The 15649-nt window shown below is 53.3% G+C and carries 13 protein-coding genes; 1 reads left to right on the plus strand and 12 read right to left on the minus strand.

Going from position 1 to position 15649, the window contains the following annotated elements:
* Positions 1-27: 27 nt before the first annotated feature.
* The 3 genes from NST43_RS28350 to NST43_RS28360 form a co-directional block, all read right to left on the minus strand.
* The gene (locus NST43_RS28350; protein WP_339220693.1) at positions 28-1854 is read right to left on the minus strand and encodes a hypothetical protein; all 1827 of its coding nucleotides are present in this window, start codon (positions 1852-1854) and stop codon (positions 28-30) included.
* A gap of 66 nt (positions 1855-1920) precedes the next feature.
* Positions 1921-2508 (minus strand): prepilin-type N-terminal cleavage/methylation domain-containing protein, encoded by a 588-nt coding sequence (locus NST43_RS28355; RefSeq protein WP_339220694.1) that lies wholly within the window; start codon positions 2506-2508, stop codon positions 1921-1923.
* Positions 2492-3097 (minus strand): prepilin-type N-terminal cleavage/methylation domain-containing protein, encoded by a 606-nt coding sequence (locus NST43_RS28360; RefSeq protein WP_339220696.1) that lies wholly within the window; start codon positions 3095-3097, stop codon positions 2492-2494. The genes NST43_RS28355 and NST43_RS28360 overlap by 17 nt, the downstream gene beginning before the upstream one ends.
* Before the next feature lie 264 nt (positions 3098-3361).
* Here NST43_RS28360 and NST43_RS28365 point away from each other — a divergent pair, with 264 nt between their 5' ends.
* Positions 3362-4147 (plus strand): alpha/beta hydrolase family protein, encoded by a 786-nt coding sequence (locus tag NST43_RS28365; RefSeq protein WP_339220697.1) that lies wholly within the window; start codon positions 3362-3364, stop codon positions 4145-4147.
* A 171-nt stretch (positions 4148-4318) separates the two neighbouring features.
* Here NST43_RS28365 and argH read toward each other — a convergent pair whose 3' ends face one another.
* The 9 genes from argH to prfB all read right to left on the minus strand — a co-directional run bounded on the left by argH (position 4319) and on the right by prfB (position 15122).
* Positions 4319-5734, minus strand: a complete 1416-nt coding sequence (argH, locus tag NST43_RS28370; protein ID WP_339220699.1) for an argininosuccinate lyase — start codon at positions 5732-5734, stop codon at positions 4319-4321.
* An 86-nt stretch (positions 5735-5820) separates the two neighbouring features.
* A complete protein-coding gene (locus tag NST43_RS28375; RefSeq protein ID WP_036694693.1) occupies positions 5821-7056 on the minus strand; it encodes an argininosuccinate synthase in 1236 nt (411 codons plus the stop codon).
* 310 nt (positions 7057-7366) lie between these two features.
* Positions 7367-8335 carry an ornithine carbamoyltransferase gene (argF, locus tag NST43_RS28380; protein WP_339220701.1) on the minus strand — a complete coding sequence of 323 codons (969 nt, stop codon included), beginning with the start codon at positions 8333-8335 and terminating at the stop codon, positions 7367-7369.
* Positions 8332-9624: an aspartate aminotransferase family protein gene (locus tag NST43_RS28385; RefSeq protein WP_339220703.1), complete on the minus strand. Its 1293-nt coding sequence runs from the start codon at positions 9622-9624 to the stop codon at positions 8332-8334. The genes argF and NST43_RS28385 overlap by 4 nt, the downstream gene beginning before the upstream one ends.
* Before the next feature lie 122 nt (positions 9625-9746).
* On the minus strand, positions 9747-10571 hold the full coding sequence (gene argB / locus NST43_RS28390) for an acetylglutamate kinase (protein WP_339220705.1): 825 nt from the start codon (positions 10569-10571) through the stop codon (positions 9747-9749).
* A gap of 44 nt (positions 10572-10615) precedes the next feature.
* A complete protein-coding gene (argJ, locus tag NST43_RS28395; RefSeq protein WP_339220707.1) occupies positions 10616-11848 on the minus strand; it encodes a bifunctional ornithine acetyltransferase/N-acetylglutamate synthase in 1233 nt (410 codons plus the stop codon).
* 22 nt (positions 11849-11870) lie between these two features.
* A complete protein-coding gene (argC, locus tag NST43_RS28400; RefSeq protein WP_339225548.1) occupies positions 11871-12920 on the minus strand; it encodes an N-acetyl-gamma-glutamyl-phosphate reductase in 1050 nt (349 codons plus the stop codon).
* A 167-nt stretch (positions 12921-13087) separates the two neighbouring features.
* Complete coding sequence (locus NST43_RS28405; RefSeq protein WP_076080059.1) at positions 13088-13972, minus strand: YitT family protein; 885 nt, start codon at positions 13970-13972, stop codon at positions 13088-13090.
* Positions 13973-14044: 72 nt separating this feature from the next.
* Positions 14045-15122 (minus strand): peptide chain release factor 2 gene (prfB, locus tag NST43_RS28410; protein WP_339225549.1). Its coding sequence is split into 2 segments (ribosomal slippage): positions 14045-15085 and positions 15087-15122, totalling 1077 coding nucleotides; the frame shifts between segments, so codons are not numbered across the junction.
* Positions 15123-15649 lie beyond the last annotated feature (527 nt).

Raw genomic sequence — 15649 nt, forward strand, 5'->3', positions numbered from 1 at the left:
AAAGGCTCCTTTTAATGATGTATAACGTCAATTTACCAGTTGCATAGGTCCGACATTTACATTGACGGTTTGCACTCTGGGTAAGCTGGATTGCTGATTCTCATAGATATCCGGTTTATAATCTATCACAAAACGCTCTGGAGCTGCCGCTTGGTTAATGATTAGCCTGCCAGCATTGCTTGGAAGAGGCTCCATAACATTACCTTTCACTGCATGGACAGTCAGATCATCTTTAGCAAAAAAACCGCCGATCAGGTGGAACATAGAGCCCACGCCATACAATTCACCACTGGAGTCTGTATAAAAGAAAGCTTCCATCGTTTCCTCTGCACTTGGTTCGTTCACAGCAAAGGCGTGCAGGCGGTTGATAAGCACTTTCCCTTTGGAGATCAGGACCAGTTCTTTGGTTTCCAGGTCATTACCCTGAAGTCCCCGAATATTTGCATCCTCAACCGTTGTATCACCTAACACCAGCAACGTCGAATCAAACTTAACGTTGCCTTTGATCTTAACATTGCCGGTAACTAATATATTAGCCCGGACTGGTAAAAAATCCGGTTTAAAGTTATTGATCTCCAAATTCCCGGCAACGATGAACCAGCGGGGCATACTCCCGCTTTTGGGATCAATCTCATTGGACGGTCCCTCCCGGTAAAACAATTTCTTGTAATCCAAACCATCGACAAGCAAATTTCCGTTAAAAACAACTGTGGAATCCAAGTTCTCCAACTGCTGTAGTTTCTCATTGTATATTTCAAGATCCCTTTGATACTGCTCAAGGACAGCTTCCTCGGCATCCGGAAGCACTTTATCTGGAGCTATCGGCATCCCTTGAATATGTGTGACCTCCGAACGCCCGATAATCCAAGAATTTAAGTCTGCAATGCCTTTGTTGTATTCTCCACGCATACTGTTTCTTAATGATTTTTGGGTAAAATCATCCTTAGAGGTGGACAGCCCCTGAGCCAGCTTATCAAAAAACGACTCCTCAACGTTGATTTGGACAAATTTATTTTCCTCCTTAATTTTGATGTTAGCCGGATTCACATGCAGAATCTTAGCCAATATATCATTCCTTGCGCTCTCTGTTTCAGGCAGGGAGGTCATCGTATCTTCTTGATCTTCTGACAGGATACTCTCTTTCGGCTGGAAATTCTCTTTATACTTGATGTTGCTCATTGCTTGAACATGTACCTCACCCGGGGCTGACCCATTCGCATTACTCATGATGATAGGGAAATCCAAGGTGACTTCAGGATATCTATGTCCCAAGTAAGTGTACCAAGGTGTATTCGTTATCAGCAGCTTCTCTCCGGCATACACATTGCCCTTAAGCACAGGAGCTCCATTCAGCCTTAGAGTCTTCTCTGAGCCGAAAACATACTTCAGGAAGTCTGGATAACTGTCTATAATAACCTGTTGCCTCAGTGTCCGTTCCACTCCGTTGACCACAGCCTTGGAGCTGATATTGATCGTATATTGGATAGATTGTTTTTTGATTTTTTTGTCTTTAGTATCATCATACTTGATGCCATCCACCGAACCCCTGCTGGTAGATTGTAATTCTGTAGCTACTTTCAGACTGGACTTATTGCCATCCAGCTTCGCAAGAATTACTCCCAGGCTTTCCGGGTCAATATCCTCCAGCTGTAATCCCTTCAGCTCGGATTGAATATAGGCCGCAGCTTCATTAAGTCCTTTTTGCGCAAGATGCAGGGACTGTACGTCACTCTCCCTTGTTTCACTTCTTTGGGCTCCTCCAATGGTTGCACCTAGAACTGCTAATCCGAGAATTGTGAGCAGGAGGACAATAAACATTACCAGTACGAGTGCAGAGCCTTCTTCTGACTTCATGCGGGAGAACCACTCCGCCGGTCTGCTCCTATTCTTAAACCATAATCCCATTTCTGCCCACCGCTCCTAGAATCCGAATTTGCTCTCAACCACAAGCTGCCGTCTGGTATCTCCACGTTCTAAAGTCAGAGAAAGCTTGATACTTAGCAGGCCACTCTCACAAGGCTGGATTGAATTTGCACTGCATTCCAAGCTCATTGAAGAATTCGGGTCCAACATTGAATCTGTCGAAGTCCGTGTATTATATGTATCTGCTGATGTTGGAGTAGTTACGTCACCTACGGAATTTGGAGTTGATATGGGTTCTGTTTTTGAAAGCTCATTAATCACTAACTGCCCGCCGGATATGCCTATTGCTACTTCATCGATCCCACCGCTAACATTATCTCTGCGCAGAAGTATGGTCTTATTCACTTCATCAGAAGAAATAGTGTTTGGAGCAAAAGTATAGATTTCAGTAATAATGGCAGACATCAGTAAGTCACTTTCATCCCTCAACGTATTCTCCATAGTCACTCTCTGATAACTCTGCACGCCAAACGTCATTACTCCATAGACCAGTGCGGATACCAGAGAAAATAAAGACAACGCTGCAATGAGCTCTATAAGCGTAAAGCCTTGTTCTTTGCGGAGAAGATCAACGAATTTTCTCATCTGTAATATATCCCTCCACAACGGTCTCCTTAGCATTTGTTCTAACCTGAATGGAATCCCGCACTCTGACCCGAACCGGCAAAAGGTACTCAGCAGTAGCCTTCTCAACAGCATCCGATGAATGTATCATTCCCGTATGCAGAGTAGACTGATATTCAATATCTATCTGATAACTGATGTTATTAATCGTAGGATTCAGTACCTTCGCCAAAGTGTTCACATCGCTCACCGCAGTACTGTAGACGCTGCAGCTCACTGTTGTCTCTGTCAACGGAACACAGCCGGAGGCCTGAATCGCAGGGTGACCTATAATTTCAGGTTCTGCTCCTGAAGCAGGTTTCCCTTTAAGGTACAGCTCAAGCTTCTGAAAATCCTGCTTCTCCATATAAAACAAAGCGTTCCGCGCCAGATTGACCATGATCGTCTTGTTCTGGTTGGATTTGGAGTAGGATAGCGCGTGGGTGAAGTATGAGGTCAGCACCAGGGACACTATCGACAAAATGACGATGGAGGCCAGCACCTCGATCAAGGTGAAGCCCGCTTCCTTGCCCCGCTCGCGGCTGCGGTTCCATGGGTCTTTCCAGGACATTGTGTTCGCTCCCTATACTCTATTGGATTCAATTATGGATAGTTCCCACGCAGCAGAATATCGGCTTCTCTCACCCTCTGGCCGGAGTACATCCATGTCTTCAGTCCTGTGTCCTTGCGTATTTCTATGAATCTTTCTACCTACTTCCATTATATTCTTTCTCCTCCGGCAGCAGCAATGCTTGCGGACAATAAATCTGGAGAAATCTACAATTTATATCAGGTGGGGGCTGTGCTATCATGTGGGCAGAAAGGGGATACGTAAATGGCTTTGATTGAATGTAAATTTTATTCGGAGGTGCTGGGGCTCAGTACTTCGATGACTGTCATTCTGCCGCAGCAGACCACTACGCAGATCGGAATGAGCAATGTCTCCAAAGGGACCTTACACCCCACCCTGTACCTGCTGCACGGCCTGTCTGATGATGATTCGATCTGGCTCCGCCGGACTTCGATTGAGCGTTATGTGGCGGAGATGGGTATCGCCGTAGTTATGCCGCAGGTACACCGCAGCTTCTACACGGATATGAAGGCAGGAGGACAGTATTGGACGTTTATCAGTGAGGAATTACCGGCGCTGGCCCGTTCCTTCTTCCCCCTGTCTCCAAAACGTGAGGATAACTTCGTAGCAGGGCTGTCGATGGGCGGTTATGGGGCGATGAAGCTGGGACTGCGCAAGCCGAAGGACTGGGCCGCTGCAGCAAGTCTGTCGGGAGCGCTCGATATGGCGCATAATTACTTGAACTTTGAAGATTCAGCGCAGAAATCCAAGGATTATCTGCAGGTTTTTGGAGACAAGGACATTACAGGCACTCCAGAAGACCTGCTGTGGCTGCTTCAGGAAGTTAACCGCTCCAAAGGGCCGAAGCCGCTTCTCTATCAGTGCTGTGGCACCGAGGATTTCCTCTATGAGGACAATCAGGTCTTCCGTAAGGCCTGCGCCAAGACCAAGCTGTCTCTAACTTATGAGGAGGGGCCGGGCCAGCATGAGTGGGGGTATTGGGATACCAAGATCCGCGATGTGCTGAAGTGGCTGCCGCTAAGCAAGTAGAATCTTCCAGATTGTAAGCGGATACGGATCATTCCCGTAAGCTTCTACTGGGGTGCGGAGAATATAACCTTATTATCGCTCAAAAAAAGACTGTCCTACCGCATCTAACCGATGCTGAGTAGAGACAGTCTTTCGTTTATCCTCTAGTTTCGCCTTCAGGCTCTACTAGTCTTACTCCGCAGCATGTCCATGCTGCTTCACCCATTCACCCGCAGCCGTCAGGTCCGCTTCGGCCCGCCCGATGGCGGCCTGCACCTGAACCGTGGCGGTACCGCCGTAGACATTACGTGCGTTCACAACAGCCTCGGGCTGGAGCACCGCATAGATCTGGTCGTCGAACAGCGGGGAGAACTGCTTGAATTCGTCCAACGTCAGATCCAGCAGGAACTTGCCCTCGTTGATGCAATACAGGACTGTCTTGCCGATCACCTCATGCGCCTGACGGAACGGCAGGCCTTTGCCTACCAGGAAGTCGGCGATATCGGTCGCGTTGGAGAAGTCGGTATTCACCGCTTCGCGCATCCGCGCCTTGTTCACCGTCATGGTGGAGATCATCGGTGCGAACAGCTGCAAAGCCCCTGTAAGGGTAGCTACGGTATCGAACATGCCTTCCTTATCTTCCTGCATGTCCTTGTTATAGGCCAGCGGAAGTGACTTCAGCACAGTCAGGAGTCCGATCAGGTTGCCGTAGACACGGCCGGTTTTGCCGCGTACCAGCTCCGGTACATCCGGGTTCTTCTTCTGCGGCATGATGCTGCTGCCGGTGCAGAAGGCATCGTCCAGCTCCACGAAGCTGAATTCGGTGCTGCTCCACAGCACCAGCTCTTCGCTAAGACGGGACAGGTGAGTCATCACCAGCGAAGCATTCGCCAGGAACTCCACGATGAAGTCGCGGTCACTGACTGCATCCAGACTGTTCTCATAGACCCCGTCGAAGCCAAGCTGCTCGGCCACGAAGTGGCGGTCAATCGGGAACGTCGTTCCCGCCAGCGCCCCGGCACCCAGCGGCAGCACATTAATCCGCTTGTAGCTGTCCGTCAGGCGCTCCGCATCGCGGCGGAACATCGATACGTAGGCCAGCAGATGATGCGCGAACAGAATCGGCTGTGCCCGCTGCAGGTGGGTATATCCCGGAACGATGGTCTCCAGGTTATCCTTGGCCTGCCCGATCAGCGCACCCTGCAGCTCATGCAGCAGCGCTACCAGCTCCACCACGCGGTTACGCAAGTAGAGGTGCATATCCGTAGCTACCTGATCGTTACGGCTGCGGCCGGTGTGCAGCTTACCGCCGACCGGGCCGATCTCTTCGATCAGGTTCTTTTCAATATTCATGTGGATATCTTCATCGGCAACCGAGAACACGATCTCTCCCGCACGTACCTTGTCCAGCACCTTCGCGAGCCCATTCTTGATCGTCTCGACATCCTCCTGCGGTAGAATTCCGCATTTGCCCAGCATCGTGACATGTGCCAGACTGCCCTGCACATCCTCTTCTGCCAGCACTTTATCGAACTCGATAGAAGCCGTATATTCCTCTACCAGCTTGTTCGTTCCTTTGGTAAAACGTCCGCCCCACAGCTTGCTCACCTGTTGTTCCTCCTCGATGGACGTTAGAAGGGCCGCCCCTGTCCGGTTGGGAGGAACGGCCTTCTTGTGTCCGCTTTTATATGCTGCTACTTATTGGATTCCGCTACGCCTGCCGATACCTTCAGACGCAAGGCATTCAGACGGATGAAGCCGGTCGCATCGCCCTGGTCATAGGCTTGGGTAGGGTCTGCCTCCATCGTGGCGATATCCGGGTTGTACAGGCTGACCGGACTCTTGACTCCGGCGCCGATGATGTTGCCCTTGTAGAGCTTCACGCGTACCGTACCGGTCACGTTCTTCTGGCTCTCCTTCACCAGGGCCTGCATCGCAATCCGCTCCGGCGCGAACCAGAAGCCGTTATACACCAGCGTGCTGTAACGGGTGATCAGGCTGTCACGCAGGTTCATCACTTCACGGTCCATGGTGATCGATTCCATTTTGCGGTGAGCGGTGAACAGAATCGTTCCGCCCGGAGTCTCATACACGCCGCGGCTCTTCATGCCGACAAAACGGTTCTCGACCATATCCACGCGTCCGATCCCATGCTTGCCGCCCAGCTCATTCAGCTTCTCCATCACTTGCAGCGGAGATAATGCTTCGCCGTTCAGCGCTACACAGTCACCTTTGAGGAAGTCCAGCTCCAGATATTCCGCCTCGTCCGGCGCATCCTCCGGCGCATTCGAGAGCAGGAACATTTCCTTGTTCTCCGGTGCGCTTGGATCGAACCAAGGATCTTCCAGCACGCCGCTCTCATAGCTGATATGCAGCAGATTGCGGTCCATCGAGTACGGCTTAGCCGCTGAGGCTTGTACCGGAATACCGTTGGCTTCGGCGTACGCGATCATCTCGGCACGGCCCGGGAACTGGTTGCGGAACTCTTCCAGACGCCAAGGCGCAATTACCTTAATGCTCGGTGACAACGCAGCGGCATTAAGTTCAAAACGCACCTGGTCGTTACCTTTGCCGGTAGCTCCGTGAGCAATGGCGGTAGCGCCTTCGGCGATGGCGATATCCACCATGCGCTTGGCGATCAGCGGACGGGCAATGCTGGTACCCAGCAGATATTGTCCCTCATAGAGTGCGCCCGACTGGAACATCGGGTAGATGAAGTCATTCGCGAACTCGTCGCGCAGATCATCGATGTAGACTTTGGATGCGCCGGTTGCTAGTGCTTTTTCCTCCAGACCGTCCAATTCCTCTTTTTGACCAATATCCGCTGTAAAAGCAATAATCTCCGCATCATACGTTTCTTTCAGCCATTTCAGAATGACTGAGGTATCCAGCCCGCCGGAATAGGCGAGTACAATTTTTTCTTTTGGCATGGGGTGTTTAGCTTCCTTTCGGTGTGGGAGGTTATAAGATAAACTGCAACATCATAAACGGGTTTTGGACGTCACTACAGAGAATATTTGGACTTCCGGCCGCTGTTGTCTACAGATTTCTTGATTTATACCGCTCTTCGCGGTTGAAATCCGTAGACAAAGGCGGATGCTCACGCTCCTACAGTTCCAAAATTCCCTTCCGATCCTCCCAACCCTCTTATTTAAGTTCCCGTTGATCCTATATATGTGTTGTGTATATATAATTCTATTACTTTAACCCAGCGCTTGCTGTGGGTTGGGTGTGGCCGATCTAGCCCATCAAAGCCGCCATAAGCGCCTTCTGCGCATGCAGGCGGTTCTCCGCCTGATCGAAGATCACGGAGTTCGGGCCGTCGATAACGCCGGTGCTGACCTCTTCCTCACGGTGGGCCGGCAGGCAGTGCAGGAACAGATAATCACTCTTCGCGCCTTTCACCAGCTCTTCGTTGACCTGATAGTCCTTGAACGCTGCTTCACGCGCCAGCTGCTCGGCCTCGAAGCCCATGCTCGCCCAGACATCTGTATAGATCACATCAGCGTCCTGTACGGCCTCCTGCGGGCTGCGGGTCACCGTGATGACCGAGCCTGTCTCCTTGGCGATCTCACGCGCCTCGGCCACGACAGCCTCGTCCGGCTCATAGCCCTCAGGTCCGGAGATAGAGACATGCACACCCAGCTTCGCGCCGCCGATCAGCAGAGAATGGGCCATATTATTGCCGTCGCCGATGTATGCCAGCTTCAGGCCCTTCAGCTTGCCCTTGTGCTCGTATACGGTCTGGTAGTCCGCCAGCACCTGGCAGGGATGCGCAAGATCGCTGAGGCCGTTGATTACAGGCACTGAGGCATACCGGGCCAAATCTTCCACTTTATCATGGCCGAACGTACGGATCATGATACCGTCCAGATAACGCGACATGACCTGGGCCGTATCACCAACCGTCTCGCCACGTCCGAGCTGGATGTCATTTTTGCTGAGGAACAGCGCATGACCGCCAAGCTGATACATCCCTACTTCAAATGACACGCGTGTACGGGTAGAGGATTTCTCAAAAATAAGGCCGATCGTCTTCCCCAGCAGCGGCTGGTAGACCTCACCATTCTTCTGCTTGCGCTTCAGCTCAATCGCGAGGTCAATCAAATACGTGATTTCCTCCGGGCTGTAATCATTCAGCTCCAATAAATCACGGCCTTTGAGCTGTGCGGAAATCTTGTCTGTAACGCCTGGTGTACCGTGACTCATGAATTTGCCTCCCCGCTTACTTTGTTAGCATAAGTATGAATTAGTTCCGATAGGATGTCCACCGCCTGATCAATCTCGGCCGTGCTGACATACAGATTAGGCAGCAGCCGTATCACATCCGGGCCAGCTTGAACAAACAGCAGTCCGCGCTTTTGTCCGGCGAGAACGATCTCGGCTACCGGCTCCTGGCATTCAATGCCGATCAGCAAGCCTTTGCCGCGAATCTCCTTCACAAAAGAAGTGTCCGCCAACTTCGCTCTCAGCTGTCCGCTTAAGTATTCGCCCATCTCCGCAGCCCGCTCGGGCAGCTTATCTTCGAGCATGGTCTCAATGGTCGCTTCCATCACCGCTGCCGCCAGCGGGGTGCCGCCGAAGGTACTGGCGTGGCTGCCCGGGCTGAAGGCCTCGCGCAGATAGCCTTTGCCGAGCATCACACCAGCTGGGAAGCCGCTCGCCACACCTTTGGCCAAGGTGAAGATGTCCGGCTCAATGCCGTAATGCTGATGAGCGAACAATTTGCCCGTACGGCCCATGCCGGTCTGCACTTCATCCACGATCAGCAGCAGCCCGTGCTCCTTGCATAGTGCCACGACGCCATCCAGGAATTCCTGCTGCACCTCAAGGACGCCGCCCTCAGCCAGCACCATCTCCAGCATGATCGCCGCTGTATGCTCCGTAATCGCTGCCTTCAGCGCCTCCAGATCATGGAGAGGAACGGTCTTGAAGCCTGCCGGAAGCGGCAGGAAGCCCTCTTTTACCTTCGCCTGTCCAGTGGCTGTCAGTGTAGCCAGCGTACGTCCATGGAAGGACTGCTCGAACGTAATGACTTCATAACGGTCCACACCTTGCACCTTCTGATGATACCGGCGCGCCAGCTTGATGGCCGCTTCATTCGCTTCCGCTCCGCTGTTGCAGAAGAAGACCTGATCCGCACAGCTATTCTCGGTGAGCAGCGTAGCCACCCGCTCCTGTCCCGGAATGTGGAACAGGTTCGAGACATGCCACAGTGTATCAATCTGCTCCTTTAGCTTCGCACCGACCTTCTCCGGCGCATGGCCCAGGCTCGTTACCGCAAGTCCGCACATGAAGTCCAGGTACTTGTTGCCCTGATCGTCCCAGACCCAGCTGCCTTTGCCCTTGACCAGACTGAGATCATATCTGGCGTAAGACGGGAATATCGCACTCAGCTTGGCCGGAGCAGAAGCAGCCTCCTGTCCCTGCGTTTCCGCTGAACGTCCCTGCGGCGCCTCTGTCAAAGAATTCTTGTCCGTTTGCGTAAGCTCACTCATTCTTAGTCACTCTCCCACCATGCTGCTGCCGGCTTCCCGTCAGCGCGTCTAATTTCTTGTCACTCTGCTACGAAACTAAGGATACCTCTCAGAACGTCTTTCTGCCCTGTCTGCTGCATTTCCTAACGGACAATCCGCGTCCCCAGCGCTTCGCCCTTCAGCACCCGGCTGAGTACACGCGGCTCTTTGCCGTCTACAATAATAACCTCGGACACCTGACCCTGGATGCAGTCCATGGCGGCACGCACCTTGGGAATCATTCCGCCGTAGATTTCACCGTTCTCAATCAGCTCTTCGATCTGCGCCACCGTTACGGACGGAAGCACGACCTTCTCCCCGTCCACCGTCCGCATAATGCCCGGCACATCCGTAACCACGATCATGCTCGGTGACCCTATATAAGAAGCCACCGCTCCGGCGGCAGTATCTGCATTGATGTTGTACCGCTGGCCATCGCCATCTACGCCTACTGGTGCAATAACCGGAATATAGCCCATCGCCAGGATACCCGTCACAATCTCTGCCTGGACTCCGCTTACCTCTCCCACCAGACCGACTTCATGATGGTTAGCCACCGGACGCGCCGTAATCAGGTTACCGTCTACGCCCGATACTCCGAGCGCCTGTCCCCCGCTGGCCTGAATACGCCGGACAATCGCCTTGTTGATGCTGCCGGACAGGGTCATCTCGACCACATCCAGCACCTCTTCCGTCGTTACCCGCAGGCCGTTCACGAAGCGGCTCTCAATGCCGAGCTTCTCCAGATTGCCGGAGATCGCCGGGCCGCCGCCATGGACAATGACAGGCTGGTTCCCGCTGAGCTGCAGCTCCCGCAGATCCTCGAAGAACGAATCCGGCAACGCTGCCAGCGTACTCCCGCCGCATTTCATTACGAACAACCCGGAGGCCCCCGCCTGCGACTGAGACTCTATCGGTTCTAACGTCATCTCCCTGCCCCCTCTGTACAAGCTTCTACACGCCTCTGCACAAATTACGTACGGTAAGCCGCGTTAATCCGCACATAATCATAAGTCAGGTCACAGCCCCAGGCTGTAGCCTGCCCGCTGCCGTCTGACAAGGTTACCGTGATCAGCACGGTATCGCTTTTTTGCAGATAATGCAGCGCCTGCTCCTCATCAAAAGCCACCGGACGCGATCCGCGCAGCACCTCGATCTCACCCAGCTTTATATCTACCCGCTCCGGCGATACCGGAACGCCCGCGCGCCCTACAGCCGCGATAATCCGCCCCCAATTGGCATCCGCACCGAAGATCGCCGACTTCACCAGGCTTGAGCCGACCACGGTCTTGGCAATCGCCGCCGCAGCCTCATCATGCACCGCCCCGTTCACCTGCACCTCAATCAGCTTCGTGGCCCCTTCGCCGTCACGGGCAATCGCCATGGCCAGACTCTGGCACACATGAGTGAACGCCGCTGCAAAAGCATCCCAGTCCGCATGCAGACGCGTCAGCTTCTCATTGCCGGCAAGTCCGCTGGCCATCGTGACCAGCATATCATTCGTACTGGTATCACCATCAACAGTAATCATATTAAAAGTAGTGTTGGTCGCGCTTCGCAGCAGGCTGAGCAAATCCTCGCCGTCAATGAGCACATCGGTGGTCATGAAGCCCAGCATCGTCGCCATGTTCGGGTGAATCATCCCGGAACCCTTCGCGGCTCCGGCAATCGTAACCTCTGTACCGCCTACCGTTACTTTTACGCAGCTTTCTTTTTTGACCAGATCGGTGGTTAGAATCGCCTGGCTGAATTCCTCCGCACCGGCAGCGCCTGCGTCCATCTTCTCCGGCAATCCGGCAATCCCGCTGCGCACACAGTCCATCTTCAGCAGCTCCCCGATCACACCCGTGGAAGCGACAGCGACATCCAGCTCATTCACACCCAAATAACGGGCAGCAGCCGCACGCATCTCATACGCATCCGCCTCGCCCTGATCCCCTGTACAGGCATTGGCATTGCCGCTGTTCACGATCACCGCCTGCAGCGTCCCGTCCGCCAGACTCTCCCGCGTAACCTTCAGCGGAGCCGCCTGAAACACATTGGTCGTATACACCGCAGCCGCCGTAGCCGGCACCTCACAGAGAATCGCGGCAAGGTCATTGCGCTCTGTTTTTTTGAGACCGCAGTGCAGGCCACCGGAGGTGAAGCCCTTAGGTGCAGTAATACTTCCGCCTTCTACGACGGTATATAGTGGTTGCTCACTCATGATATTGTTTGACCGCTTGCGCTTATGGATACACTGGTGTGTAACCAAGCCCGCGGGTTTCCTCCCATCCCATCATCAAATTGAGGTTCTGAATCGCTTGCCCTGCGGCGCCCTTAACGATATTGTCGATAACCGACACAATGGTAACCCGTCCAGTACGCGCGTCTGTAGCAAAGCCGATATCGCAGTAATTCGATCCGCTGACTTCTTTCGTCGCCGGAACCACGCCGGGCTCACGCACCCGCACATACGGCCTGCCTGCATAATAGTTACGGTATAATTCCACCAGATCCTGCTCGCTGTGTTCGCCATTCAGTCCGGCATACATCGTAGTCATAATCCCCCGGGTCATCGGCACCAGATGCGTAGTGAACGTTACTGTTACTTTCTCCCCGGCGATATCGGTCAGCACCTGCTCAATTTCCGGGATATGCTGATGTTTGTTGATTTTGTAAGCTTTGAAGTTCTCATTCATCTCGGCAAAATGCACCATCAGGCTCGTTCCCCGCCCTGCCCCGGACACCCCGGATTTCGCATCAATAATGATGCTGTCCGGCTTGATCCAGCCTGCCTCAAGTGCAGGAATCAGTCCCAGCAGCGTAGCTGTCGGGTAACATCCCGGATTCGAGATGAAATCCACTCCGGCCGCACGTTCGCCGTACACCTCGCATAAACCGTATACCGCCTGCTTCAGATAAGCTTCTGGAGGAGCCGGGTGCTTATACCACTGCTCATACTCCGCGCCATCCTTCAACCGGAAGTCCCCGGACAGATCGACAACCTTGAGTCCGGCTTCCAGCAGCCCGGGCACCAGCTTCGCGCTCACTCCCGAAGGGGTAGCAGTGAATACAACATCCGCTCGGCTCGCAATCTCTGCTGCATCAACACCATCCAGCTTGCGCTGTACCACTCCTGTTAAATGCGGAAAACCCTCCTCAATCGGCACACCCGCACTCGAAGAGGAAATCACTGAAGTAATCTCTATATCAGGGTGGCCCTGCAGCAGCCTGATCAGCTCCACGCCCCCATAACCTGTTGATCCGACAATTGCCGCTCTCAGCTTGCCTGTCACTGTCATCCCCGCTTCCCGTTTCTCATTTCTATCATTATCGCTCATGCATAACCGTCCTGCAAATATGTATTATTATACGACCGAATTAATATAAATACAACATGTTACGTTAAGTTTATTCAGAGGATTCCATGCAAAAAGAAAAGCGCAGAGCCCCCTAAGGGAGTCTACGCTTCTCTTTTGAACCCTTCGCCCAGCACTTCATGAGCCTCCGTAATAATCACAAATGCCCCCGGGTCCACCGAGCGGACAATCGCCTTCAGCCTGGTAATTTCATTCTGGCCTACTACGACCATCAGCACCGTACGGTTGTCACCGGTATAGCCGCCTTGCGCATTGAGCTTGGTCAGCCCGCGGTCCAGATCATTCAGAATCGCCTGCGAGATGTCCTCTGTGTGATCCGAGATGATATACGCTACCTTCGTGGTGCTGAAGCCCACCTCCAGCGCGTTGATCACCCTGCCGGTGACGAACAGCCCGATCAGTGCGTACATCGCCTGCTCCATCCCCAGCACAAAAGCCGCCAAGGTAATCACCGTACCATCCAGCAGCACGACAGACAGCGAGAAGCTGAAGCCGGTTAGCTTTTGAATAATCTGAGCTGCAATGGTCAGTCCGCCTGTAGAGCCGCGCCCCCGGAAGACGAGGCCCAGGCCGAGACCTACACCAATTCCTCCATAAATAGAGGCCAGGAGCGGATTCGTGGTCGGCACAGGCCCGTCCTTCGTCAGGAAGATAAACAGCGGCAGCACAAAACTGCCCAGCAGAGAGCGGATGCCGTACTGTTTGCCGAGGAAGATCACGCCGAGAATGAAGAGCGGAATATTAAGCGCCCACTGGGTAAAAGCAGGCTCTGCCCCAAACCAGGCCTCAGCCAGTACCGACAGCCCCGACACCCCGCCGGATGCAATCCGGTTCGGGAGGAAAAACAGGTTGAACGCCAGCCCTGTGATCAGCGAGCCGATCAGAATTAGCACAATGTCCACCGTATGACGCAGCGGCCCGTTCAAGGGGATGAGCGGAGGTTTGTTGCGTGAATTGATTTTTTGCATGGTTGGCCGGACTCCTTTATGTTCAGACAAAAATTCCTACACCTCCGAAGACGCGTAGGAATAGGATTACATTTATTCAGTTTCCGTCTTGATCTGGCTCCGCAGATAGCCGTCAATGAACCCGTCCAGATCGCCGTCCATTACCGCTCCAATGTTGCCTGTCTCTACAGAGGTGCGGTGATCCTTCACCATACTGTAAGGATGGAACACATAAGAACGAATCTGGCTGCCCCAGGCAATCTCGGATTGTTCCCCGCGGATCTCGTCCAGATGTGCCTGCTGCTCCTGAATTTTGCGCTCATAGAGCTTGGAACGCAGCATCTTCATTGCCTGCTCCCGGTTCTTGATCTGTGAACGCTCATTCTGACACGTGACTACCACGCCGGTTGGCATATGCGTAATCCGCACCGCTGAGTCCGTAGTATTGATGTGCTGACCGCCCGCGCCGCTGGCCCGGTACGTATCAATCTTCAGATCTTCCGTACGGATATCCACCTCAACATCGTCTGCAATCTCCGGTACCACATCGCAGGATACGAAGGAGGTATGCCGTCTGCCTGAGGAGTCAAAAGGCGAAATGCGCACCAGCCGGTGAACGCCCTTCTCTGCCTTGAGGTACCCATATACATTGTGGCCTTTAATTAATAAAGTTACACTCTTGATCCCCGCTTCATCGCCCGGCAGATAATCAAGCACATCCACCTTGAAGCCCCGCTTCTCCGCCCAGCGTGTGTACATGCGCAGCAGCATTTGGCCCCAGTCCTGAGACTCGGTACCACCTGCCCCCGGATGCAGCTCCAGAATGGCATTCAGTTTATCGTAAGGCTGATTGAGCAGCAACTGCAGCTCGAACTCATCCACTCGGGCGCTTATACTGCGGATCGTTCCGGCTATCTCATCAGCCAGTGCGTCGTCGCCTTCCTCATCTGCCAGCTCCGCCATCATGGCAGCATCGTCATAATCCTGCTGAAGCTTCTCGAATTGGTCAACCACCGACTTGACGACATTCATCTCGCCAATCACGCTCTGCGCCTGATCAGAATCATCCCAGAACCCGGGAGCCGCCATCTTCTCTTCAAAGTTCGCTATAATCTCCAGCTTCAGGTCTAAGTCAAAGTGACCCCCTAAGGTTGGTTAATTTCTTGCCCATTTCACGCAGGTCCTGCTTCACATTAGGATCGATCAATTGGATCACATCACCTTTCAAATTAAAATATTGCGCCGGGCTGCCGGTTTGGGCTGAGGAATATGGTGCTCAGCTTCGCCTGCTCAGCCAGAAACTCGGATGCCCGCTTTATTTGGGTGTACGACGTAACTGCGGGGAATGTTTGGACTTTCGGCCGCTATTGTGCCCAGATTTATTGATTATACCGCATAGCGGATAAAATCCGGGCACAAAGGCGGACGCTATCGCTCCTGCAGTTCCAAACTTCCCCTCCATTACTTCCACCCTCATTTAAGAGACCACCCGTCGCTTCCCTCTGTCCAGCGCCGCCATCACCATAACTTCCAAAGCCCAAAAAAGCAGCCGGGCCGCAAACGGGGAGTCCCCCGGGCCCAGCCGCTTTTTATTGTCATTATAACCTAAGTGCCAGTGAACAAAACCGCAAATGCGGTAGGGTGAAAGGTATTCGCAGCTTAATGCCTGCTCATTATTTCACCGGGTTCATAGAACCG

Source organism: Paenibacillus sp. FSL H8-0332 (genome assembly GCF_037963835.1).
In the GTDB taxonomy this organism is placed as follows: Bacteria; Bacillota; Bacilli; order Paenibacillales; family Paenibacillaceae; genus Paenibacillus_AQ; species Paenibacillus_AQ rhizoplanae.